This is a genomic window from Enterobacter cloacae complex sp., from assembly GCF_900322725.1.
In the GTDB taxonomy this organism is placed as follows: Bacteria; Pseudomonadota; Gammaproteobacteria; order Enterobacterales; family Enterobacteriaceae; genus Enterobacter; species Enterobacter quasihormaechei.
Genome location: NZ_LT991957.1, coordinates 2,019,192 through 2,041,385, shown reverse-complemented (window position 1 = coordinate 2,041,385; position 22,194 = coordinate 2,019,192). Strand labels below are relative to the sequence as shown.

Here is a 22,194-nt window from a genome sequence, read left to right as displayed (position 1 = left end):
GCAGGGCGCTCTATCACGTCATTTATGCCGTACGTTTGCGCAGTTCGATCTCTTCCACGATGCGCACATACATCTTCTCGTTGAGGTTGTAGAAGCAGCCCATCGCCACGATGGTGATGACCGCCAGCAGGCTCGGATAGATAAATATCAGCTGCCGCAGCCCTTCAACCGTCCCGGCGGACTGCACCACGTTGGGCACATAGCCGATCTGCGTGAGCATGATCCCCGGGAAGAAGCCCGCCAGCGCCTGCGAGACCTTACGGAAGAAGGTAAAGCCGGTATAGACCGTCCCCTCGGAGCGTACGCCGGTGCGCCACTCGCCGTATTCCACGGTATCGGATACCAGCGCCCAGTTCAGACTGTTCACGAACGCGGAGCCGAAGAACGCCAGGCAGGAAAACGCCACAAAGCTCACCGAGCCGCCGCCGAAGAAGTAGTTGAGCAGATCGCCCGCCACCCAAATTGCCAGCCCGCTGATGTAGACCTTTTTCTTGCCGAAGCGCCGCACCGCGCCGGGCATCATAAAGACGCCGATAAAAATACAGCCCATGCTGAAGAAGCCCATGTACGACAGCAGGATCGGGTCGTTCAGCACGTACTGCGTGTAGTAGACCTGAATGGCGAGCTTAACGTTAAACGCGCCCAGCGTGCACAGGTTCGCGATGCACAGGATAAACAGCGGACGGTTTCCGGCAATGGCGCGAAACGACTGCAACAGCCCCGGCTTTTGCGCCGGGTTAGCAGGCTGCGTCTCGACGTAACGCTCGGTGACGCCCTTATAGCACCACCACATAAAGAACAGCCCGAACAGCGAGAAGAGGGTAGCGGCAAAGATGTAGCCAAGCTGGTCGTTACCCTCAATCAGGTTCATTACCGGGACAAAGCCCACCGTACAGAGCAGCAGGCCGAGCGTGGCGCCGCCCTGACGCCAGGCCGCCAGCGAGGCGCGCTCGTCCGGGTTTTTGGTGATGGCGGGCACCATCGCGCCGTAAGAGCAGTTCATCATGCTGAAGAACAGGCCGTACAGCATGAACAGCACCGTCGCCATCACCGTTTTGCCGGTCATCTCAAATGGCGTACCGACGAAGTTGGCAATCGCCAGTAAGGTCACCGGGAAGGCGGCATACAGCACGAACGGGCGGAATTTCCCTTTCGGGCCAATCTTGCGCCGGGAGTCGAGCATGATCCCGGTGCCCATATCGGTGAAGGCGGTAAAGAATTTGGCAATCAGGAAGATGATCCCGCCGTAGGTGCCGGGCAGCCCCAGCACGTCGGTGTAAAACTTCAGCAAATAGAGCGTGCCGATATCCAGCAGGATGTTAGAGCCGAGATCGCCCATCCCGTAGGCGAGTTTTTCTTTAAACGGCAGGCGTAGGGTTGCCGGATCGGAAGTATGTTGACTCATTATTGTTCTCCGTCTGCCCGCAGGTTTCCCTGCGGGCGAGCCTTATCAGATATCACGTAAGGTGCTAAACAGATCTGCCCATTCGCTGTGCTGGCGATAGAAGACCGGCGGCTTGCCGATCGGGGCATCAACGGTCACGTCACCGCCCTGGCAGATTTCCCCCGTCCACGCATTGACCCAGCTGTCCTGCGGCAGATAGAGCGACCAGTCCCGGCGGCCCTCTTCATGAACCGGCGCCACCAGCAGATCGCGGCCAAACAGATACTGGTATTTCAGCGTGTAGGCGCGCGCGTCGTCCTCGTAGTGCAGGAACAGCGGACGCATCACCGGCAGGCCGCTTTTCGCGTTCTGCGCAACCGCAGCTTTGATGTACGGCTTCAGGGTGGTGAACACGGTGGTCATGCGCGCAAAGTGCGCGATGGTTTCCGCATCGCCGTCGAACTGCCAGTTGTCGCCAGGGCGGTTGCCCTCGTGGGTGCGCATCATCGGCGTAAAGGCGCTGAAGTCGCACCAGCGCAGGAGCAGCTCCTTGCTGCGCTTCATCTCGAACAGGGTGGTATAGCCGCCAATGTCGCTGTGGTGCAGGCCGTGCCCGGTCATCGCCAGCGACAGAGCCGCAGGCACGACGGACGCCAGACCGTCGTCCAGGCTCCAGTCAACGTTCTGATCCCCCGCCCACATCATCACCGAGTGCTTCTGGCTGCCGGTGTAGCCCGCGCGCATGAAGAACAGGATCTCCCCGAGTTTGCCGGTTTCCTGGAGCGCCTCGTAGTTACATTTCGCCCACAGGGCAGGCCAGGCGTTATGCATGATTTCTGCGCTGACGCCGTTGTGCAGGAAGGTATCGGTCGGCAGATATTCCCCGAAATCGGCCATCCAGCCGCCGCAGCCCAGCTCGATCAGGTTCTTTTTAATGACCTCTTTGTACCAGCCGTAGGCTTCCGGGTTGGTCAGGTCGATAACGCCCGCGTAGAACTCGCCGAATTCAACGTGGTAATCCTCGCCGTCGGCGTTTTTGGTCAGATAGCCGCGTTTCGCCGCCTCTTCGCAGAGATCTTTATCGCTGGCGACGTACGGGTTGATATAGGAGAGGAACTGTACGCCCTCCTGCTTCCACTGCCCGATCCGCTCGTCAAGCTGCGGATAAAGCTCGCTGTTCCACTTCCAGTTCCACATCACGCGTTTGCCGAAGGAGGTCATGCGGATGCCGGACCAGTCCTGCGCCCAGATGCCGTTCACCTTCACGCCACCCTCGCGCATGGCGTCGAGCTTCTGCTGGCACACCTCGGTGCCGCCCTGAATGCCCAGCGTCACGCCGTCGTAAACCCAGTCCGGCAGCTCAGGCTGGCGCCCCAGCAGGCCGGTCAGTTTTTCCAGCAGATCGACGTAGGTTTGTGCACATTCGAAGCGTAGCGTGGCGTTATCTTCCCAGAACGCCAGCTCGTGGAAGTCCGGCGCGCTGAAGTCAAAGTTCATGTAGCAGCTGTTATCCACGTGGCAGTAATACTTCTGGGTGCTCACGAAGGTAGGCTGCGGGAAGAAGGTCCAGTAGTAATCGCCGCCCGCGTTCTCTTTGCAGTCGGCCTGCCAGGTGACGTAGGTCTGCTTGTTGCGGCCCACGCCCTGCTCGCTGGTCCACAGCGGGAACGGCTTGCCGCGCAGATCGAAGTACGAGAACTGCTCGCCGCAGCCGTAGATATGATCTTCTGGCTGCGCCGCCAGCCGCAGCCAGATGCGGTTATGGCCGGGAGCATCATTTTTCAGCTTCAGCTCCAGACGGCCTTCCGCGTCCACGCCCACCAGCAGCGTGGCGCTCACCGCATCGCCGCGGGTAAAGCGGATGGCCCAGCCTGCGCTTTGCTGCGTGACGGTCGCGTCCGTCAGGGCAATCTTTTCGTTGAGCTTGTCTTTAATGCTGAAATTGCCGCGAAACATCTCGATATCGGCCTCGCCTGCTCCGATCCACAGGCAAGGCGCTTCTTCGGAGTGGGACAAAATCAGGCGATCCTGCCAGCGCAGGGTGAAGCCACGTTCGTTATTCTTCAGGTCAATATTGTGTAGGGTACGCATAAAAACTCCGTCTTTATTATTTGGCCTGGCTATCCAGCAATCCGGCGGCGACGGCAGGCGCTAAGCCCGGCGCCAGCGGCAGGCGGGGGATCACCAGGCAGTGCAGCAGATGGTAAATATCCTGCTTACCGTCCCAGACTTTGGTGGTCACTTCGTTATTGGTGTCCAGCTCCTGCCACCAGGAACCGTTTTCGTAATCCATCAGGTACGTGATGCAGTAATCCCACCACTTCTGATACCAGGCTTCGTACTGCGCTTCGCCGGTCACGGTATAGAGGGCATAGGCCGTGCCCATCGCCTCGACGATGGGCCAGCGCACGCGTTCGCGAACGATAGGCTTGCCGTCCCAGCCCACGGAGTAGACAAACCCGTCGGCGCCGTCGGGTGCCCAGGCGTCGCGGATGGTGGCGTGGAACAGGCCTTTCGCATCTTCCAGCAGCCACTCCGGCGGGGTTTCAAAGCGCGCTTCCAGCGCGGCGCGCAGGTGCAGCATCAGGCGGCCCCACTCAATCCAGTGTCCCGGCGTGCCGCCGTAAGCGCGGAAGCGGTGAGCAGGGTTATCGATGTTGTAATCGCGGATCGGGTTCCAGTCGGTGTCGAAATGCTCGTTAACGCGATACTCGCCCTTGCGCGCCACGTCGTGAATAATCACCGAGGCGATGCGCAGGGCGCGGTCGAGCCACTTACGGTCGTGAGTTACGTCATAGACAATCAGGAAGGCTTCCACGGCGTGCATGTTGGCGTTACCGCCGCGGTAATCTTCCGTTTTGCTGAAGGCTTCATCCCAGGACTCAAGGCACATTTGCTCCTGTTCGCTCCAGAAGTAGCGCTCAATCACCTCGATGGCATCGTCCAGCAGCTTGCGTGCCTGCGGGTGACCGGTGGTGACGGCGCTCGCCGCGCCCAGCAGGACGAAGAAGTGCTGATAGCCCTGCTTGGAGGCATCAATGACGCCTTCATCGTTTACGCAGGCGTACCAGCCGCCGTGCTGTTTGTCGCGCAGCGGGCCGTTGAGGGCATTAATACCGTGCTCAACCAGGGCATACGCGCCGGGACGGCCCATGTTCGCCGCCACCGCGTACACGTGCAGCATACGGGCGGTGATCCACAGATGGGTACCCATATCGCTGCGAACCTGCCCGTTATTGCCCAGCCAGCCAAAGCCGGTCGGTACGGCGGCGTTTTTGCCGAAATCAAGAATGCGGTCGGTCTCTTGTTCGAGCCAGCGGTTGTGGCTCAGGGTGTTAAACCATTTCATGTTCGGGTCCTTTCTTAACGGCGAGCCATCATTTCGTCGACGATCTCACCCAGACGCTGAAGTTTTGGTACGGAAATATCACGCAGCATCAGCTCGGTATCCGGCAGGCCAATCACCGAGGACCAGACGGCGCGACCGGCTAAAAAGCCCGATGCCCCTGCCTGCATCGCCACGCTCACGGCGCGCGGGAACAGCTTATCGTCCACGCCGGACGAGAGGATCACCCACGGCATGGCGATGTTCTCGTTCAGCTTCTGCGAGGCCGCCAGCAGTTCCTGCTGCGTGCCCTTGCCAAACAGCGGCATCTCCACCTTGTAGAGGTCGGCACCGCTGTCGCCCAGCTCTTTCGCCGCATCAATAATCGCCTGTTCGCGGTTAAATTCGGCTCCGCGACGCGGCGGACGTACCACCGGCTCGATAATGCTCAGCAGCCCGTTGTCGTGGCACAGCGTATTGAACGCTTTCACCATCTCCAGGCGCTGCTGCGGATCTTCATCGCTGCGCCACAGCACCAGCAGCTTCAGCGCCTTGCCGCCATCGCGTTTGACCGCCTGGGCGTCGATGCTTTTGTCGATCACCACGCTGTCGACCGGAATACCGTTCCCCGGAATAAACTCGTCGGCGGCCACAATCATCGCGCAGCTGTTGGCTACGGCCTGCTGCTCGACAATCTGGCGATAGCAGAACTGCTGGTCGACGAGGATCGCAGAGGCGTACGGCGACAGAATTTTCGCCGCGTTGACCTTAAAATCCGTCAGGTGCTGGTCGGTTACCGGCACCGGCGCGCCTGCGGCGGCAAACATCAGGCGCATCGCTTCGCGCTGATCCACGGCCAGCATTGCAAAACCGCCGGAAGGTCGGGTGATATCTTTCAGGGTGTACATCGTCATTCCTCAGTCCTTTCGTATCAGTGTGATTTTTTCAGCCCGGCAGATGCGCGAACCTGTTCAAGAATGGCCGTCCAGTCTTCGCGCCCGCGCCCGGCGGCGCGAGCCTGGTTGTAAACTTCGCGGGACGCCGCGCCCAGCGGCATCGGAACGTGGAGCTGGTTAGCCACGTCCAGGGCGATCCCCAGATCTTTATGCGCAAGGTCGATCATGAAGGCGGGTGAAAGATCCCCTTTCAGCACCTTGTTCGGCCATGAAGTGGTGAAGTGGCCTTTACCCGCCGGCGTGCCGCTCATCACCTTCAGCGCCACGTCAAAGGAGAGGCCAAGCGCTTCACACAGTACCGCCGCCTCGGCGGAAAGCGCGTTCAGGGCGATGCTCATGTAGTTATTGATGAGCTTCACGCGGATGCCCATGCCCGGCCCGCCGGCGTTAATCAGCTCATTGCCCATCGCCATTAAGACGGGGGTGGCGCGTTCCACCTGCTGCGCGGTGCCGCCTGCCAGCAGGAGCAGCGTGCCGGCGATGGCATGGTCAGACGTGCGTCCCACGGGTACGTCCATCAGGCTGAAGCCCCGCTCAGCCATGTCGCGGATCAGCGCGTCGGTTTGCAGCGGGTGGATGGTGGACATATCAATCACCAGCGCGTCGCGGGATAACCCTTCGCACACGCCGTGCTCGCCGAACAGTACGCTGCGCACCAGGTCGCCGTTTGGCAGCATGGTAATGACGAATTCGGCGTCCGTTGCGGCCTGAGCGGGCGTAGCCGCCGCCCGTGCACCGCTCTCCACCAGCGCCTGAACCGCCTGCGGGTTCACATCAAAGACGTTAAGCTGGTGACCTTGCTTCAACAGATTCTTCGCCATTGGCGCGCCCATCTGCCCTAAACCGATAAATGCGATTGCTGACATGCCTCTCTCCTGTCACATCGTGTCAATTTCTGCGCGTTTGTGTTGTCTGTTTTTGATCGTATTTGTAATTTATAGTCAAAAAATTGACACGGGTCACTTTTTAAACATTTGGTGAAATTAAAATGAAGGCATCAGAAATCGCAGAAGGAATCACCATGACTCGCATCGTTTGTGTCGGCATTACCGTGCTGGATCGCATCTGGTATCTCGATGATTTACCGAAAGAAGGTGGGAAATATGTCGCAAAAGACTACACGGAAGTGGGCGGCGGCCCGGCGGCCACGGCGGCGGTGGCAGCGGCAAAGCTGGGTGCTGAAGTGGATTTTATTGGCCGGGTGGGGGACGACGATACCGGCAGACGGCTGCTCGCGGAGCTGGAATCCCTGGGGGTGAACACCCGCTATACGCGCGTGTTTAACGGTGCCCGATCGTCACAATCGGCGGTGCTGGTGGACGCAGGCGGAGAGCGAGTGATTGCCAACTACCCCAGCCCCGATCTGCCCGCCGAGGCAGACTGGCTGCATGAAATCGACTTCTCCCAGTGGGATATTGTCTTAGCAGACGTGCGCTGGCATGACGGGGCAAAACAGGCATTTACTCTGGCCCGTCAGCAGGGCGTACCGACGGTACTTGATGCGGATGTCACCCCGCAGGATATCGCGGAGCTGATCGCCTTAAGCGACCACGCGGCCTTCTCCGCGCCGGGGCTGCGCCGCCTTACGCAGCGGGACGAAACAGAAAATGCCCTCAGAAAAGCACAAACGCTCACAAATGGACATGTGTATGTCACGCAGGGGCGAGAGGGCTGCTTCTGGCTGGAAAATGACACGCTATGTCATCAGCCTGGCTTTGAGGTGAACGTCATTGATACCACCGGGGCGGGCGACGTTTTCCACGGTGCGCTGGCGTTCAGCCTGGGACAGCAATCCACCGCCGCAGACGCCGTGCGTTTTGCCAGCGCCGTCGCAGCGCTGAAATGCACAAAGCCCGGCGGGCGCGCAGGTATACCCGACTGTGATCAAACCCGCTCTTTTTTGTCACTTTTTGTATAAAATGCGGGGCGTGATGGTTTTCAGAGGACAGCCCATGAGCCTTACCGAACTGACCGGCAACCCGCGTCACGATCAGCTGCTGACGCTGATTGCCGATCGTGGCTATATGAACATTGATGAACTGGCGCAGCTGCTGGACGTGTCGACGCAAACGGTGCGCCGGGATATCCGTAAGCTCAGCGAGCAGGGGCTGATTACGCGTCATCATGGCGGCGCGGGCAGGGCGTCCAGCGTGGTAAACACGGCGTTCGAGCAGCGCGAAGTCTCGCTGACCGAAGAGAAGCGGGCGATTGCCGAAGCCATTGCGGACTATATTCCCGATGGCTCGACCATCTTCATCACCATCGGGACCACCGTGGAGCACGTTGCCCGGGCGCTGCTTAACCATAATCATCTGCGCATCATCACCAACAGCCTGCGGGTGGCGCATATTCTGTATAAGAACCCGCGCTTTGAAGTGATGGTGCCGGGCGGCACGCTGCGCGCGCACAACGGCGGCATTATCGGCCCGGCGGCGACGGCGTTTGTGTCGGGCTTTCGGGCGGACTATCTCGTGACCAGCGTCGGGGCGATTGAACACGACGGCGCGATGATGGAGTTTGACGTCAACGAAGCCAGCGTGGTGAAAACCATGATTGCCCACTCCCGCCACATTTTACTGGCGGCCGATCATACGAAATACCACGCCTCCGCGGCGGTTGAAATCGGCAACGTGGCGCAGGCGACGGCGCTGTTCACCGATGAGCTGCCCGGCTCGGCGCTGCAAAACCACCTCAAATCCAGCAAGGTTGAAGTTGTCGAAGTCAATTCCGGAGAAGAGCAGCAGGCTGGCTGACCTTCTGATGGCCCGATATATCGATCCGGGCCTTTCCTTTCTCTAAGCTGAATCTGGCGCATAGCTAAAGTTTCTCTTTCCCGCTACAGTTACTTTTCCACGGCGAAAGGAGATAAACATGCTTTATATCTTTGACTTAGGAAATGTAATCGTCGATATCGATTTTAACCGGGTGCTGGGCGCATGGAGCGATTTTAGCCGTGTTCCGCTGGCGACGTTAAAGCAGAATTTCGCGATGGGCGAGACTTTCCATCTGCACGAGCGCGATGAGATCAGCGATGAAACGTTCGCAGAGCGTTTCTGTCAGGAAATGGGTCTCTCGTTAAGTTACGAGCAGTTTTCCCACGGCTGGCAGGCCATATTTGTCGCGATCCGCCCCGAAGTGATCGACATCATGCACAAACTGCGCGAGCAGGGGCATCGCGTTGTTGTGCTGTCTAATACCAACCGCCTGCATACCACCTTCTGGCCGGATGAATACCCGGAGATCCACGCGGCGGCTGATAAAGTGTATCTCTCCCAGGAGATGGGGATGCGTAAACCGGAGGCGCGCATCTACCAGGCGGTGTTGCAGGAAGAAGGATTCACGGCGGCGGATGCGGTCTTTTTTGACGACAACGCCGATAATATAGAAGGGGCTAACCAGTTAGGCATCACCTCCGTTCTGGTGACCGGAAAAGAGACGATACCGAACTACTTTGCGAAGCAGTTATGCTAAAAACCGTTCATCAAAAAGCCAACCATCACACGCGCCCGCTCAGGGCGTGGCTGAAACTCCTCTGGCACCGCATCGACGAGGACAACATGACCACGCTGGCAGGCAATCTCGCCTACGTGTCATTGCTCTCGCTGGTTCCGCTGGTGGCGGTGATTTTTGCGCTTTTTTCGGCGTTTCCGATGTTTGCCGATGTGAGCATGCAGCTTCGTCATTTCGTCTTTGCGAACTTCATTCCTGCCACCGGCGACGTGATCCAGAACTACATCGAACAGTTTGTCGCTAACTCCAGCAAAATGACGGCGGTGGGGGCGTGTGGGCTGATTGTCACCGCGCTGCTGCTGATGTACTCCATCGACAGCGCGCTCAACACCATCTGGCGGAGCAAAAAAGTTCGCCCGAAGGTCTATTCCTTTGCCGTCTACTGGATGATTTTAACCCTCGGCCCCTTGCTGGCGGGGGCGAGCCTGGCGATCAGTTCCTACCTTCTTTCGCTGCGCTGGGCGAGTGACTTAAACAGCGTGATCGATAACATGCTGCGCATCTTCCCGCTGATTTTATCGTGGCTCTCGTTCTGGCTGCTTTATAGCGTGGTGCCAACCACGCGTGTACCTAACCGGGATGCTGTGGTTGGCGCGCTGGTCGCGGCGTTGCTCTTTGAGCTGGGCAAGAAGGGATTCGCGCTTTATATCACCATGTTCCCCTCTTATCAGCTGATTTACGGCGTGCTGGCGGTGATCCCCATTTTGTTTGTCTGGGTCTACTGGACGTGGTGTATCGTCTTGCTTGGCGCCGAAATAACTGTCACTCTCGGGGTCTACCGCGAACTCAAAAAAGCAGCAGAAGCTGAAAAACAACAAGAAGCAGACCAACCATGATTGCATTGATTCAGCGCGTAACCCGTGCCAGCGTCACCGTGGAGGATGAAGTGACGGGTGAAATTGGCCCAGGACTTTTGGTGCTCCTGGGTGTCGAAAAGGATGATGACGAACAAAAAGCCAACCGCCTGTGCGAGCGCGTGTTGGGCTACCGGATTTTCAGCGATGCGGAAGGCAAGATGAACCTGAACGTTCAGCAGGCTGGCGGCAGCGTGCTGGTGGTCTCCCAGTTTACGCTGGCCGCCGATACCGAGCGCGGCATGCGCCCGAGTTTTTCGAAGGGCGCGGCACCGGATCGCGCAGAAGCCCTTTACGCGTATTTTGTTGAGCGCTGTCGCCAACAGGACATGAATACACAAACCGGACGATTCGCTGCGGATATGCAGGTTTCGCTGGTGAACGATGGCCCCGTCACATTCTGGCTCCAGGTTTGAGCCAGCTGGCGGCCTGGCCGCGGGTAACAAGAGAGAGTACAGCTATGTATCACCTTCGAGTACCGCAAACGGAAGAAGAGTTAGAGGTTTATTACCATTTCCGCTGGGAAATGCTGCGCAAGCCATTACATCAGCCGAAAGGATCTGAACGCGACGCCTGGGATGCGATGGCGCATCATCAGATGGTGGTGGATGAAGAGGGCAACCTCGTCGCCGTGGGGCGTCTGTATATCAATGCCGATAACGAAGCCTCTATTCGCTTTATGGCCGTTCACCCCTCCGTGCAGGACAAAGGCCTCGGAACGCTGATGGCGATGACGCTGGAATCCGTCGCCCGTCAGGAAGGGGTTAAGCGCGTCACCTGTAGCGCCCGCGAAGATGCCGTTGAGTTCTTTGCCAAGCTCGGTTTTGTGAATCAGGGTGAAATCAGCGCCCCGCAAACCACGCCGATTCGTCACTTTTTGATGATCAAACCTATCGCCACCCTGGATGATATTCTTCATCGCGCCGACTGGTGCGGACAGCTCCAGCAGGCGTGGTATCAGCACATACCGCTCAGTGAAAAAATGGGCGTGCGTATTCAGCAGTATACCGGGCAAAAATTTATCACCACCATGCCGGAAACCGGCAACCAGAACCCGCACCATACCCTGTTTGCCGGGAGCCTGTTTTCTCTCGCCACGCTCACCGGCTGGGGGCTGATCTGGCTGATGCTGCGCGAGCGTCATCTCGGCGGTACTATTATTCTTGCCGATGCCCATATTCGTTACAGCGCGCCGATCAGCGGCAAGCCGAGCGCGGTGGCCGACCTGGGCGCACTGGGTGGCGATCTCGACCGCCTGGCGCGCGGACGTAAAGCACGCGTGCAGATGCAGGTTGAGCTGTTTGGCGATGATACGCCAGGCGCTGTGTTTGAAGGCACCTATATCGTTCTTCCTGCGAAGCCGTATGGCGCGTATGAAGAGGGTGGGAACGAGGAGGAGTAGCCTCCTCTTTACTCTCGCCCGGCATGCTGAATGCGCCAGGCAATATCCCGCATTACGTCTCGTGCTGACTGGCTAATTCCACCCAACTGGAAGAAACCGTGTATTACACCCTGCCATTGCTGAGCGGTACATTTCACGCCTTGCTCCGTGAGGCGCTGATAAAGCGCCTCGCCTTCGTCGCATAACGGATCATACTCAGCAATAACAATATGGACATTCGGCAGGCCGCTAAAGTCCTTGCGCCAAAGTGGGCTGACCTCAGGATGCTGGCGGTCGGCTCCGGCCAGATACATTTCATAGCCGCTCAGAAGGGTATCGCGAGTAATCACATAATCTATGCCATTGAGGGTATAGCTTTCAAAACTGGCCGTGGCGTCAAGCATGGGGTAGATAAGAATGAGCTGCGCCGGATCCCAGAGACCTTTGGCCTTGAGCCGAAGCGCGGTTACCAGCGCAAGATGTCCTCCCGCACTGTCTCCACAAAGCGTAATCCGGTTTTTATCCACGCCTAATTTCTCTGCGTTTTGCCAGACAAGTTCTGCCGCTCTCTCTGCATCGTCATGCGCAGCGGGGAACGTATGTTCGGGAGCGAGTCTGTACTGAACCGCAATGACCCGGCAATTACCGTAAAACGTCAGCTGGCGAAGCTGATTATCATGGGTTTCAAACCCACCGCTGACAAAACATCCTCCATGATAGTAAAGGGCAGACGGTAACGTTTCTGGAGCATTGAGAGGGGAAAATACCCGAAAGGTCAGATCCTCAAGAACAAGCGTTTCAATCTGGACGCGCGTTTCTGTCTCCCCAGCCAGCGCTGTGCTGGCTACATACCCGGCTCTCCGTTCATCAATATTCTGTTTCCGAGAGGAAGGCCGTCCTGCTGCAATAAACTCTTGTACAAGCTTATCAATACCCTTTTCCAGCGCCATGGTTACGTCCTTTTACTGTGTTTTTATACAGTTTATAACCTGCTTTACAACAGATGAAAACAAAGAAGTGTGAAAAGGTGAACGTTCTGGAAAGCGGCTCGCAAAATTCATTTTTCCCAAAAAAATGCACTTTAACCCTAAAGTATTTAAGCGTATTTTGCCTGAAAATTAACCGCAGATGATATACTAAGGTGATATATGAGTCTTTTGGCGGATTTTGAGATGGGCAGAATACTGATTGATTTGTCTGATGACGTAATTCAACGGCTGGATAACCTGAAGCAGCTGCGTAACCAGCCCCGCGCCGAATTGCTTCGTGAAGCCATTGAACAATATCTCGATCAGCAGAGTTCTTCGGTAATTCGTGATGCGCTTGGTTTGTGGGGAAATCAGCAAGAAGATGGGCTGGAGTACGAACGCAAGCTGCGTGAGGAGTGGTAATCATGGAACACATGGCAGTGTTTGATACCAATATTCTCATCGATCTCTTTAACAATCACGTAGAAGCTGCCGATACGATCGATCGTACGGCCTCGCATCGGGCGATTAGCCTTATCACGTGGATGGAGGTCATGGTCGGCGCGCGCAGGCATGGTCATGAAGCGAAAACGGCTGCTGTCATGGGCGCTTTTGAAATTATCGACGTTTCGCGGGATATCGCTGAAAGAAGCGTTGTGCTCCGTGAGAAACACGGGATGAAACTACCTGATGCCATCATTTTGGCCACAGCCCAGAGCAGAAATTGTCCCCTGGTGTCCCGCAATACCAAAGACTTTGCCGGAATAGCCGGGGTTGTTTCCCCTTACCAGCTGTAGGCCGGGCAAGCTCGCGCCGCCCGGCACGCTTACAGGAGATTACTCCCCTTCACCCGGGAACAGGAACGGGTTAATCGAGCTACGGGCAAAGCCCTCCTGCTCCATTTTGGCGTCCAGAATCAACGAGGCGAGATCGTCGGCCACCGCTTCGACTTTCGGGTCCTTTTCCTGATACAGGATCTTCAGGTAAGTTCCGCAGTCGCCGCAGCTTTCGGCTTTCACCGCCGCGTCTTCATTTTCCAGCGACCAGTAGTTGAGATCGCGAGTCTGCTCGCAGTTGCTGCACTTGATGCGCACCACGTGCCACTCGGTTTCACACAGGTTGCAGTGCAGATAGCGCAGCCCCTGCGTGGTCCCAATCTGCACCATGCTGGAGACCGGCATGGAGCCGCACACCGGGCAGAACTGGCGCGCTTCGCCGTATTCGGCGCGGGCTTTGCCGGGGATCAGGCTTGCCATTTGCGCCCAGTAGAGCGACAGCGCAGCCCAGATAAACGGCGCTTTATCGCTGCTGACCAGCGAGAAGTCGGAGGCGAACAGCGCGCTCGCCATCTCTTCCAGCTCCTGATCGGAGGCTTTTTCAAGGTTCTCAATGACCGCCAGCGCCGTGCCGCTCATCTCCGGCTTCAGCTCGGCAATCAGCGAATGCAGCAGCTTATGCCAGTGCTTGTCGCGCGGCAGGACGTGAATATCCAGCGGCGGCTTGCCCTGCTCGTTAGCTTCTTTGATGCGCGCGGTCAGGTCCATTTGCAGCGGGTGATCGTACAGCACCACCTCCTGCGCATGGGCGACCAGCGCGGCAAAACGCAGAAAATCGCCCAGCGGGTTGTTCTCTGCCAGCTCGCGCAGACGCTCTGCGCGGCGGTTGTAGAGGTTCTTGAGTCTGGGGAATAACAACGGCGGAATATACTCCGCCGTACGTTTCTCGCTCGACCCCAGCTCATCTTGCGGGATTATGCGAATACTCATTCAGATGACTTTTCCTGTTTCTGGCGGACTTCACGGTACCAGCGCGGGTGATGTTTCTTCGCCCACGTTTTGGTTACCCATCCTTCCACCATCGCGGTAATGGTGCCTTTCACCCAGAGGGCGGCGTAAATATGCACCATGATAACCACAATTAACGCCACTGCGGCAAATGAATGCAGCATTAACGCAAATCGGATCACCGGGATTGAGAAAGCAGGCGCAAAGTACGGACGCCAGATGATCACGCCGCTCACCAGCAACAGGACCAGGAAGATAATCGCCGCCCAGAATACGCATTTCTGACCGAAGTTATAACGCCCGGTATCACCCACTTCCTCGTTGACGACGATCTTACGAATATTCTTCGCCCAAAAGATATCATCCCGATTGATTAGGTTATGGTGCCAGTAGCGGAAAAACATGATGATAAACGAGGCAAACATCACCACACCCACGAACGGGTGAAGGATGCGCGCCAGCTGCGGCGTGCCCAGGATCTGCATCAGCCAGTTGAAGGAGGGGAAAAAGAACCCCAGCCCGCTTATCGCCGCCAGCATGAAGCAGAAGGCGGTGACCCAGTGGTTGATGCGTTCCGGCGCGGTGTAGCGCACGATGGTGTCACGTTTTCTCATTTGCGCACCTCGTCTTTCTCTTCATGCAGGTTGTCGTCTTCCTCTTCCGCGCGGTTCGGACCAACGCCGACGTAGTGGAAGATGCTCGCTGCGAAGGTGGCCGCAAAACCGACCGCGGCCAGCGGTTTCCAGATGCCTTTCCAGAACTTCACGGTGGCGCTGATTTCCGGGTTCTCCGGCAGGCCGTGATACAGGTTCGGCTTGTCGGCGTGGTGCAGCACGTACATCACGTGCGTCCCGCCAACTCCGGCCGGATCGTACAGACCAGCATTATCGTAACCACGGGTTTTCAGCTCGCCCACGCGCTCTGCCGCCAGCGTTTTCATATCCTCTTTGGAGCCAAAGTGAATAGCGCCGGTTGGGCAGGTCTTCACGCACGCTGGCTCCTGGCCGACGTTTACGCGGTCTACGCACAGGGTACATTTGTAGACGCGGTTGTCTTCCGGGTTCATGCGCGGCACGTCGAACGGACAACCCGCGATGCAGTAGCCGCAGCCAATGCACTGCTCGGACTGGAAGTCGACGATGCCGTTGGCATACTGAATGATAGCCCCTTCTGACGGACACGCCTTCAGGCAGCCCGGATCCGCACAGTGCATACAGCCGTCTTTGCGGATAAGCCATTCCAGTTTGTCGTTCTGCTCCACTTCCGAGAAACGCATTACCGTCCAGGACTTGGCGGTCAGGTCTGCCGGGTTGTCGTACACCCCGACGTTGTGACCCACTTCGTCACGGATGTCGTTCCACTCTGAACAGGCCACCTGACAGGCTTTACAGCCGATACAGGTGGTCACGTCGATAAGCTTCGCCACTTCCTGCTGGTGGTCCCGCGCCTGAGGCGCGGGCGTGAAACCGTTAGTCGCGGAACGACGGATAATGTCTTGAGATTGATAAGCCATAAGTCGTCTCCGTTACACCTTTTCCACGTTCACGAGGAAGGCCTTAAACTCCGGCGTCTGCGTGTTCGCATCGCCGACGAACGGCGTCAGGGTGTTCGCAATGAACCCTTTCTTCGCCACGCCCTCATAGCCCCAGTGAATCGGAATACCGATGGTATCCACCTGCTGACCGTGAACGTTCAGCGTGCGAATACGCTTGGTCACTACCGCCTTGGCCTTGATGTAGCCACGGTTGGAGGAGACCTTCACGGTATCGCCATGGGCAATGCCGAGCTTGTTCGCCAGCTTCTCGCCGATCTCCACAAACTGTTCCGGCTGCGCGATAGCGTTAAGCAGCGCGTGCTTGGTCCAGTAGTGGAAGTGTTCGGTCAGACGGTAAGTGGTGCCCACGTACGGGAACTTGTCCTTTTTACCCAGCGCTTCAAAGTCGCCCTTGAAGATACGCGCTGCCGGGTTAGAGACCACGTTCGGGTGCAGCGGGTTGGTGCCCAGCGGCGTCTCAAACGGCTCGTAGTGTTCCGGGAACGGCCCTTCCGCCATCTTGTCGATAGCAAACAGGCGCCCCATCCCTTCAGGCTGCATGATAAACGGCCCTACGTCGCTGCCCGGTGCGGCAGTGCTGTAGTCCGGAATATCCACGCCGCCCCATTTCGCGCCGTCCCACTTCAGAAGCTGACGCTTCGGATCCCACGGGTTGCCCTGCGGGTCAGCGGAGGCACGGTTATAGAGGATGCGGCGGTTAAGCGGCCACGCCCATGCCCAGCCCAGCGTATTACCGAGGCCCGACGGGTCGGCGTTGTCGCGGTTGGCCATCTGGTTGCCTTTCGGCGTCCAGCTACCGGCAAAGATCCAGCAGCCGCTTGACGTCGTACCGTCATCACGCAGGTGCGCGAAGGTGCTGAGCTGGTCGCCTTTTTTCGCCAGAACCGCACCGGTCGCCGGGTCGATAACGTCCGCCAGCGCCTTACCGTTGCTCTCCATGGCCACTTCTTCCGGCGCAGGGTTTTCCGGCGTCGAGTAGTTCCAGGTCATGTTCAGCACCGGCTCAGGCGTTGCGCCGCCCTCAGAGGCGTACATCTTACGCAGGCGTAAGAAGATGCCGGCCAGGATCTCGCCGTCGTTCAGGGCAATGCCCGGGGCGTCCGCGCCTTTCCAGTGCCACTGCAACCAGCGGCCAGAGTTGACGATAGAACCGTTCTCTTCCGCGAAACAGGTAGACGGCAGACGGAACACTTCGGTCTGAATCTTCGACGGATCAACGTCGTTCGACTCACCGTGGTTCTGCCAGAAGGTCGAGGTTTCGGTATTGAGCGGGTCAATCGTCACCAGGAATTTCAGCTTCGACAGAGATTCGACAACCTTGTTCTTGTTCGGGAACGATGCGACCGGGTTAAAGCCCTGGCAGATATAGCCGTTGACCTGGCCCTGATGCATCATCTCGAAGTACTGGAGGACGTCGTAACCTTTGTCCCACTTCGGCAGCCAGTCAAAGCCCCAGCTGTTGTCCGCCGTCGCCTTGTCGCCGTAGAAGGCTTTCATCAGCGAGACGAAGAACTTCGGATAGTTGCCCCAGTAGTTCACCTGGCCTTCGAGCAGCGGTTTTGGCGTGCTGGCCGTCAGGTAAGTTTGCAGGTCAGTCTGTTTTTCGCTTGGCAGGTTCATGTAGCCCGTCAGGCTCTGCGACAGCAGGCCGAGGTCGGTCAGACCCTGGATGTTAGAGTGACCGCGCAGGGCGTTCACGCCGCCGCCAGCCATCCCCATGTTGCCGAGCAGCAGCTGAACCATCGCCATGGTGCGGATGTTCTGCGCGCCGATGGAGTGCTGCGTCCAGCCGAGCGCATACAGGAACGACGCGGTTTTATCTTTCGCGCTGGTTTCCGCAATCAGCTCGCACACCTTCAGGAAGTCTGCCTTCGGCGTCCCGCAGATGTTCTCGACAACGTCCGGCGTGTAGCGGGAAACGTGCTCTTTCAGCAGGTTCCACACGCAGCGCGGGTGTTGCAGGGTGGTGTCGCGCTTCGCAAAGCCGTTTTCGTCCAGCTCGTAGTTCCAGCTGGTTTTGTCGTATTTACGTTTTTCGACGTCATAACCGCTGAACAGGCCATCGTCGAAGCTGTAATCCTCACGCACGATCAGGCTGGCGTTGGTATAGGCTTCGGTGTATTCGCGGTTATATTTTTCGTTGGTCATCAGGTACAGCAATACGCCTGACAGGAAAGTGATGTCAGTACCTGAACGAATAGGGGTGTAGAAATCCGCCACTGACGCCGTACGCGTAAAGCGGGGATCGATCACAATCAGTTTCGCACCGTTGTGGATTTTGGCTTCCATCGCCCAGCGGAACCCGACAGGGTGCGCTTCAGCGGCGTTACCGCCCATCACCACAATGAGGTTGGCGTTCTTGATGTCGACCCAGTGGTTGGTCATCGCACCGCGACCAAATGTTGGAGCAAGACTTGCTACCGTTGGTCCGTGTCAGACACGCGCCTGGTTGTCGACCGCGAGCATACCGAGTGCGCGCGTAAATTTCTGGGTTAAATAGCCGGTTTCGTTACTGGAGGCTGAAGCACACAGCATCCCGGTGGAGAGCCAGCGGTTAACGGTGGTGCCTTCGGCATTCTTCGCGATAAAGTTGGCATCGCGGTCTTCTTTCATCAGCTTAGCGATGCGATCGAACGCCTCTTCCCAGCTGATTTGCTGCCATTTATCAGAGCCTGGCGCGCGATACTCAGGAAACTTCAGGCGGCTCTCGGAGTGGATAAAATCTACCAGACCGGCCCCTTTCGGACACAGCGCACCACGGTTGACCGGATGATCCGGATCGCCTTCAATGTGGAAAATAGATGCTTTGGCGTTTTTCGCACCGTCGCCGAGGCTATACATTAACAGCCCACAGCCGACGGAGCAGTACGTACAGGTGTTACGGGTTTCGCGGGTGCGCAGCAGTTTATACTGCCGCGTTTCCGCCAGCGCTACGCCGGGCGCAAAGCCCAGTGCCGCCGCCGTGGTGCCTGCCATACCGCCAGCGCAGATCTTAAAGAACTGCCTTCTGCTGACCTGCATGGGTCACTCCTTGGTTCATTACGACATTGCTATGTAGTTTTACTTTGCGGTTGAGAATTAACCGCAAAGGAGAAAAATTTGCATTAAACCCCCATTTCTCCGAGGGATAAGCGCAGAATACCACAATGTCGGTACGCCTGTTCCAACGGCGTTAAAACAAAGTGAACGTATTATCACGGCATTGATTATAAAATGTGATATTAGTCACATTTTTCTCTGAGGATGTTAAGGGGGTGTAGCAGGCGACCGGTTGCACCCCTCCGAATTGAGTAGGAGAATGGTTGCTGAAAAGTTGATCCATACTATGCGTAAGGTCTGCTGTTTGTGTTGCAATAGCAGGCTCACTTCCGTGGTTGTTCAGGAATACCGTTGTGTCTAAACAAAACCGTGCTGCCCACGCGTCGACACTGCCTGCGGGCATTGTGGAACTGTCGGTACACAGACCGCCCCATATCTCAGATGCCACGCCAGATTTTCTGGCGGAAGAAGTCCCCGTTGCGCTGGTTTACAACGGTATTTCGCATGTGGTGATGATGGCCTCGCCGAAAGATCTCGAGCTGTTCGCCATCGGTTTCTCCCTCTCGGAAGGCATTATTGCCCATCCGCAGGAGATCTACGGCATGGACGTCGTGCCGGCCTGCAACGGTCTCGAAGTGCAAATCGAACTCTCCAGCCGCCGCTTTATGGGGCTTAAAGAGCGTCGACGGGCGCTGGCCGGACGTACCGGATGCGGCGTGTGCGGCGTTGAACAGCTTAACGATATTGGTAAACCGATTGTTCCCCTGCCGTTCACCCAGACGTTTAATCTGGCGCATCTTGACCGGGCGCTTGAGCATCTGAACGACGTTCAGCCCATCGGCCAGCTCAGCGGCTGTACCCACGCGGCGGCGTGGGTATTGCCGTCGGGAAGTATTGCAGGCGGGCATGAAGACGTTGGCCGCCACGTGGCGCTGGACAAGCTGCTGGGCCGCCGCGCACGGGAAAACAACGTCTGGCAGCAGGGCGCGGCGCTCGTTTCCAGCCGTGCCAGCTATGAAATGGTGCAAAAGTCCGCCATGTGCGGCGTGGAAATCCTGTTTGCGGTGTCGGCGGCAACCACGCTGGCGGTGGACGTGGCGGAGCGCTGTAACCTGACGCTGGTGGGGTTCTGCAAGCCGGGTAGGGCAACCATTTACACCCATCCTCAGCGGTTAATTGTTGATCAGTAATTTTGAATAATATAGGCAAATCCTTCCGCTTTTAGTTGATCGGGATGAGGACTACTATTTATCTCATCAAGGCACGGTGCCTTACCAAAACAACTTAACGAAAGGGTTTATCTCATGAAAAGCATCAAAACTTTTGTCGCAGTAATCGCTCTGGCTACTTCTTTTGGTTCTTTCGCTGCGCAGACAGTGACCGCATCCGCCTCTACTCTGGACGGTGCTGAAGCTAAAATCGCCGCACAGGCTCAGGAAGCAGGCGCGTCATCCTATAAAATTACCCAGGCGTTCACCGGTAACCGCGTACACATGACCGCTGAACTGAACAAATAAGGTATGCTGCCGCTGTCCCTGCTCTTCGGAGCCGGGACAGGTTTACTTTCTGCTGTTCCTTCCCCGAATCTCCCGCCTTTCTTTCAAGATAATCCTGATTAACGAAACAATAACTGTAAAAGTTTCCCTTCTTTAGTTACTTTTGTTTGAAATAGAGCAGTTCCATACACATTTCAAATATAAGGTCAGACCAGCTTTCTGCATATATTTATCAAAAGAATGAATTGTGTTTTTTTGATGCTGTATTACCGGTTTCACATTCAGTGCAAATATGATTGATCTTGAGTTTTAAGGAATTCCTCAGGTGTAAATCCTAAAAGGATTTTGAAGCATTGATCGAGTTTATCTGTGATGCTATTTTCCCAAAACAAACTGTTTTAGGTAATAACCCCAGGCCAGATATTTATTATCTGGTTTATTTTGTATTTCACTTATATAAGGAAATTAAATGAACGCGATGTTTAAAAAAGGAATGCTGGCGTCCGTGCTGGCTGTAGCAGCGTCTTCTGCCATGGCGGCATCCAGCATTGATATTCAGGTTACAGGTAAAATTGTGCCAGCTTCCTGTACGCCTTCTTTTGTGAGCGGGGGCGGTATTGCTGATTATGGTACGATAAAAGCTGCCTCTTTGAATGACACCACGGCAACAGCGCTGGCGGATACTAAAATTATCCCTATTTCCATCTCCTGCGAATCCCCTACACGTATTGGCGTGACGTTTAACGATGCGCATGCTGACTCAGCGCCAACCGCAACACTGCCTGTCAATTTTGGCGATCTGGATTTTGCAACAAGCATTGAAAATACAGCAGGGTTGGGTATGTATAACGGCCAGAAGATTGGTGCTTATGCAATGGGTATTCAGAAGGATGAGGGTACAGTGACAAATGATACGGGTGATAATCTGTATCCAATTTACACGAAGGTTGCAGGCGCAACGTCTGGTTGGGGTACAAAATCCGGCATGCATTATCTGCAAATTGCTACGGATAAAAGTGAGACGTACTCTTTCACCGACAGTGAGAGTGGTGATGCACCTGTTGCACAGAAACAGATTAACTTCAACGTTGGCATCAGGGCGCAGATCAACCCAACCAACGATCTCAATATTGTCGACGAAGCCACGCTGGACGGTTTAACCAACGTAGAGCTGGTTTATCTGTAATAACATCACAGACTAAAAACACTCCACGTCAGTGGAGTGTTATTTCAATATTAATGGACTAATATTATGCCGCTTTTAAAAAGAACGCTGATTTGTGCCTGCCTGTTCGCCTCTTTTAACACGCTGGCAGCCGGAATGGTGCCGGAAACCTCACTGCTGATTGTGAAAGAAGACGAGCAGGGTGCCAGCATGGACGTCAAAAACACGGATGCCGACGCCCAGTTGTTGTACACGAAACTGGTTGATTTACCCGATGATCCTAAACCCGGCCTGATTGTGACGCAGCCGGTGGTGCGCGTGGACGCGGGCAAAACCCAGCGCGTGCGTTTTGTGCTGAAAAACAGCGCCGAGCCGCTGAAGGTGGAACATTTAAAGCGCGTTATTTTTACCGCTATTCCGCAGCGTGAGAAAAACAAGGTGAAGGTCACCCTTAGCCAGAATCTGCCCGTTATTATTCGTCCGGCCGGGCTGGCGGTAAACCTGGAGCCATGGAAAGACTTAAAATGGCAGGTTAACAACGGCAGCGTCACCGTCGAGAATAAAACCCCTTACGTTGTGCGTATGGAACAAAAAGCAAAATTATTGCCATCAGGTACGGCTGCACAATTCTCGAAGCCCTATATATTGCCTGGCGAAAAAATGACGGTAAGCGTAAAAGGGAATATAACGCCCTCAGAAAAGCAGATTGAAATTTATCCCGCTACCCGTTATGGCTACAAAACGAATAGTTATATTGCCGATTTAAAATAACAATTA

Annotated in this window: 22 protein-coding genes; 12 read left to right on the top strand and 10 right to left on the bottom strand. The window is 56.3% G+C overall.

All coding sequences use genetic code 11. The features are described 5' to 3' along the window. Window positions 1–22 precede the first annotated feature (22 nt). Genes DBR02_RS10220 through yihU form a run of 5 tightly spaced genes read right to left on the bottom strand, consistent with a single transcriptional unit; the run spans window position 23 to window position 6,531 of the window. On the bottom strand, window positions 23–1,405 hold the full coding sequence (locus tag DBR02_RS10220; RefSeq protein ID WP_022649848.1) for an MFS transporter: 1,383 nt from the start codon (window positions 1,403–1,405) through the stop codon (window positions 23–25). 45 nt (window positions 1,406–1,450) lie between these two features. Then, window positions 1,451–3,475 (bottom strand): alpha-glucosidase, encoded by a 2,025-nt coding sequence (locus DBR02_RS10215; RefSeq protein ID WP_107534268.1) that lies wholly within the window; start codon window positions 3,473–3,475, stop codon window positions 1,451–1,453. A gap of 16 nt (window positions 3,476–3,491) precedes the next feature. Further along, window positions 3,492–4,733: a sulfoquinovose isomerase gene (gene yihS, locus DBR02_RS10210; RefSeq protein WP_107534266.1), complete on the bottom strand. Its 1,242-nt coding sequence runs from the start codon at window positions 4,731–4,733 to the stop codon at window positions 3,492–3,494. Window positions 4,734–4,747: 14 nt separating this feature from the next. Continuing rightward, window positions 4,748–5,623 carry a sulfofructosephosphate aldolase gene (gene yihT, locus DBR02_RS10205; protein WP_045260226.1) on the bottom strand — a complete coding sequence of 292 codons (876 nt, stop codon included), beginning with the start codon at window positions 5,621–5,623 and terminating at the stop codon, window positions 4,748–4,750. A 17-nt stretch (window positions 5,624–5,640) separates the two neighbouring features. Next, window positions 5,641–6,531, bottom strand: a complete 891-nt coding sequence (yihU, locus tag DBR02_RS10200) for a sulfolactaldehyde 3-reductase (protein ID WP_041911769.1) — start codon at window positions 6,529–6,531, stop codon at window positions 5,641–5,643. A gap of 155 nt (window positions 6,532–6,686) precedes the next feature. Between yihU and DBR02_RS10195 the strand changes: the two genes are divergently transcribed. The 6 genes from DBR02_RS10195 to fabY all read left to right on the top strand — a co-directional run bounded on the left by DBR02_RS10195 (window position 6,687) and on the right by fabY (window position 11,431). Then, window positions 6,687–7,583 (top strand): sugar kinase, encoded by an 897-nt coding sequence (locus DBR02_RS10195; protein WP_107534264.1) that lies wholly within the window; start codon window positions 6,687–6,689, stop codon window positions 7,581–7,583. Between the two features lie 34 nt (window positions 7,584–7,617). Next, window positions 7,618–8,418 carry a DeoR/GlpR family DNA-binding transcription regulator gene (locus tag DBR02_RS10190; protein ID WP_107534263.1) on the top strand — a complete coding sequence of 267 codons (801 nt, stop codon included), beginning with the start codon at window positions 7,618–7,620 and terminating at the stop codon, window positions 8,416–8,418. A gap of 118 nt (window positions 8,419–8,536) precedes the next feature. Continuing rightward, window positions 8,537–9,136: a glucose-1-phosphatase gene (gene yihX / locus DBR02_RS10185; protein ID WP_107534261.1), complete on the top strand. Its 600-nt coding sequence runs from the start codon at window positions 8,537–8,539 to the stop codon at window positions 9,134–9,136. Further along, complete coding sequence (locus DBR02_RS10180) at window positions 9,130–10,011, top strand: virulence factor BrkB family protein (protein WP_063449679.1); 882 nt, start codon at window positions 9,130–9,132, stop codon at window positions 10,009–10,011. Before yihX ends, DBR02_RS10180 begins: the two co-directional genes overlap by 7 nt. Continuing rightward, window positions 10,008–10,445: a D-aminoacyl-tRNA deacylase gene (gene dtd / locus DBR02_RS10175; RefSeq protein ID WP_063449680.1), complete on the top strand. Its 438-nt coding sequence runs from the start codon at window positions 10,008–10,010 to the stop codon at window positions 10,443–10,445. The genes DBR02_RS10180 and dtd overlap by 4 nt, the downstream gene beginning before the upstream one ends. Window positions 10,446–10,489: 44 nt before the next feature. Further along, entirely contained in the window at window positions 10,490–11,431 is a 942-nt protein-coding gene (gene fabY / locus DBR02_RS10170) for a fatty acid biosynthesis protein FabY (RefSeq protein ID WP_063449681.1), read from the top strand. Between the two features lie 8 nt (window positions 11,432–11,439). Here fabY and DBR02_RS10165 read toward each other — a convergent pair whose 3' ends face one another. Further along, window positions 11,440–12,360: an alpha/beta hydrolase gene (locus tag DBR02_RS10165; RefSeq protein WP_107534259.1), complete on the bottom strand. Its 921-nt coding sequence runs from the start codon at window positions 12,358–12,360 to the stop codon at window positions 11,440–11,442. Window positions 12,361–12,558: 198 nt separating this feature from the next. Here DBR02_RS10165 and DBR02_RS10160 point away from each other — a divergent pair, with 198 nt between their 5' ends. Further along, complete coding sequence (locus tag DBR02_RS10160) at window positions 12,559–12,801, top strand: CopG family transcriptional regulator (protein WP_063449683.1); 243 nt, start codon at window positions 12,559–12,561, stop codon at window positions 12,799–12,801. A gap of 2 nt (window positions 12,802–12,803) precedes the next feature. Then, window positions 12,804–13,175 carry a type II toxin-antitoxin system VapC family toxin gene (locus DBR02_RS10155; RefSeq protein ID WP_077221056.1) on the top strand — a complete coding sequence of 124 codons (372 nt, stop codon included), beginning with the start codon at window positions 12,804–12,806 and terminating at the stop codon, window positions 13,173–13,175. 39 nt (window positions 13,176–13,214) lie between these two features. On the opposite strand, the gene fdhE is transcribed toward DBR02_RS10155, so the two are convergent. Genes fdhE through fdnG form a run of 4 tightly spaced genes read right to left on the bottom strand, consistent with a single transcriptional unit; the run spans window position 13,215 to window position 18,738 of the window. Then, window positions 13,215–14,144: a formate dehydrogenase accessory protein FdhE gene (gene fdhE, locus DBR02_RS10150; RefSeq protein WP_003861956.1), complete on the bottom strand. Its 930-nt coding sequence runs from the start codon at window positions 14,142–14,144 to the stop codon at window positions 13,215–13,217. Beyond that, a complete protein-coding gene (fdoI, locus tag DBR02_RS10145) occupies window positions 14,141–14,776 on the bottom strand; it encodes a formate dehydrogenase cytochrome b556 subunit (RefSeq protein ID WP_015569914.1) in 636 nt (211 codons plus the stop codon). The genes fdhE and fdoI overlap by 4 nt, the downstream gene beginning before the upstream one ends. Further along, window positions 14,773–15,675: a formate dehydrogenase subunit beta gene (fdxH, locus tag DBR02_RS10140; protein WP_003861960.1), complete on the bottom strand. Its 903-nt coding sequence runs from the start codon at window positions 15,673–15,675 to the stop codon at window positions 14,773–14,775. The genes fdoI and fdxH overlap by 4 nt, the downstream gene beginning before the upstream one ends. A 12-nt stretch (window positions 15,676–15,687) precedes the next feature. Continuing rightward, complete coding sequence (fdnG, locus tag DBR02_RS10135; RefSeq protein ID WP_139158019.1) at window positions 15,688–18,738, bottom strand: formate dehydrogenase-N subunit alpha; 3,051 nt, start codon at window positions 18,736–18,738, stop codon at window positions 15,688–15,690. Window positions 18,739–19,109: 371 nt separating this feature from the next. Between fdnG and fdhD the strand changes: the two genes are divergently transcribed. The 4 genes from fdhD (at window position 19,110) to DBR02_RS10110 (ending at window position 22,188) form a co-directional block, all read left to right on the top strand. Continuing rightward, complete coding sequence (gene fdhD / locus DBR02_RS10125) at window positions 19,110–19,946, top strand: formate dehydrogenase accessory sulfurtransferase FdhD (protein WP_107534255.1); 837 nt, start codon at window positions 19,110–19,112, stop codon at window positions 19,944–19,946. 114 nt (window positions 19,947–20,060) lie between these two features. Beyond that, the gene (locus tag DBR02_RS10120; RefSeq protein WP_003861966.1) at window positions 20,061–20,273 is read left to right on the top strand and encodes a DUF1471 domain-containing protein; all 213 of its coding nucleotides are present in this window, start codon (window positions 20,061–20,063) and stop codon (window positions 20,271–20,273) included. A gap of 448 nt (window positions 20,274–20,721) precedes the next feature. Continuing rightward, complete coding sequence (locus DBR02_RS10115) at window positions 20,722–21,438, top strand: DUF1120 domain-containing protein (protein WP_107534253.1); 717 nt, start codon at window positions 20,722–20,724, stop codon at window positions 21,436–21,438. 66 nt (window positions 21,439–21,504) lie between these two features. After that, entirely contained in the window at window positions 21,505–22,188 is a 684-nt protein-coding gene (locus DBR02_RS10110; RefSeq protein ID WP_107534251.1) for a fimbria/pilus chaperone family protein, read from the top strand. Window positions 22,189–22,194: the final 6 nt, after the last annotated feature.

Excerpts from the sequence above, each read along its gene's own strand:
- DBR02_RS10220 (WP_022649848.1), bottom strand. The coding sequence starts at position 1,405 with ATGAGTCAACATACTTCCGATCCGGCAACCCTACGCCTGCCGTTTAAA.
- DBR02_RS10215 (WP_107534268.1), bottom strand. The coding sequence starts at position 3,475 with ATGCGTACCCTACACAATATTGACCTGAAGAATAACGAACGTGGCTTC.
- yihS (WP_107534266.1), bottom strand. The coding sequence starts at position 4,733 with ATGAAATGGTTTAACACCCTGAGCCACAACCGCTGGCTCGAACAAGAG.
- yihT (WP_045260226.1), bottom strand. The coding sequence starts at position 5,623 with ATGACGATGTACACCCTGAAAGATATCACCCGACCTTCCGGCGGTTTT.
- yihU (WP_041911769.1), bottom strand. The coding sequence starts at position 6,531 with ATGTCAGCAATCGCATTTATCGGTTTAGGGCAGATGGGCGCGCCAATG.
- DBR02_RS10195 (WP_107534264.1), top strand. The coding sequence starts at position 6,687 with ATGACTCGCATCGTTTGTGTCGGCATTACCGTGCTGGATCGCATCTGG.
- DBR02_RS10190 (WP_107534263.1), top strand. The coding sequence starts at position 7,618 with ATGAGCCTTACCGAACTGACCGGCAACCCGCGTCACGATCAGCTGCTG.
- yihX (WP_107534261.1), top strand. The coding sequence starts at position 8,537 with ATGCTTTATATCTTTGACTTAGGAAATGTAATCGTCGATATCGATTTT.
- DBR02_RS10180 (WP_063449679.1), top strand. The coding sequence starts at position 9,130 with ATGCTAAAAACCGTTCATCAAAAAGCCAACCATCACACGCGCCCGCTC.
- dtd (WP_063449680.1), top strand. The coding sequence starts at position 10,008 with ATGATTGCATTGATTCAGCGCGTAACCCGTGCCAGCGTCACCGTGGAG.
- fabY (WP_063449681.1), top strand. The coding sequence starts at position 10,490 with ATGTATCACCTTCGAGTACCGCAAACGGAAGAAGAGTTAGAGGTTTAT.
- DBR02_RS10165 (WP_107534259.1), bottom strand. The coding sequence starts at position 12,360 with ATGGCGCTGGAAAAGGGTATTGATAAGCTTGTACAAGAGTTTATTGCA.
- DBR02_RS10160 (WP_063449683.1), top strand. The coding sequence starts at position 12,559 with ATGAGTCTTTTGGCGGATTTTGAGATGGGCAGAATACTGATTGATTTG.
- DBR02_RS10155 (WP_077221056.1), top strand. The coding sequence starts at position 12,804 with ATGGAACACATGGCAGTGTTTGATACCAATATTCTCATCGATCTCTTT.
- fdhE (WP_003861956.1), bottom strand. The coding sequence starts at position 14,144 with ATGAGTATTCGCATAATCCCGCAAGATGAGCTGGGGTCGAGCGAGAAA.
- fdoI (WP_015569914.1), bottom strand. The coding sequence starts at position 14,776 with ATGAGAAAACGTGACACCATCGTGCGCTACACCGCGCCGGAACGCATC.
- fdxH (WP_003861960.1), bottom strand. The coding sequence starts at position 15,675 with ATGGCTTATCAATCTCAAGACATTATCCGTCGTTCCGCGACTAACGGT.
- DBR02_RS10120 (WP_003861966.1), top strand. The coding sequence starts at position 20,061 with ATGAAAAGCATCAAAACTTTTGTCGCAGTAATCGCTCTGGCTACTTCT.
- DBR02_RS10115 (WP_107534253.1), top strand. The coding sequence starts at position 20,722 with ATGAACGCGATGTTTAAAAAAGGAATGCTGGCGTCCGTGCTGGCTGTA.
- DBR02_RS10110 (WP_107534251.1), top strand. The coding sequence starts at position 21,505 with ATGCCGCTTTTAAAAAGAACGCTGATTTGTGCCTGCCTGTTCGCCTCT.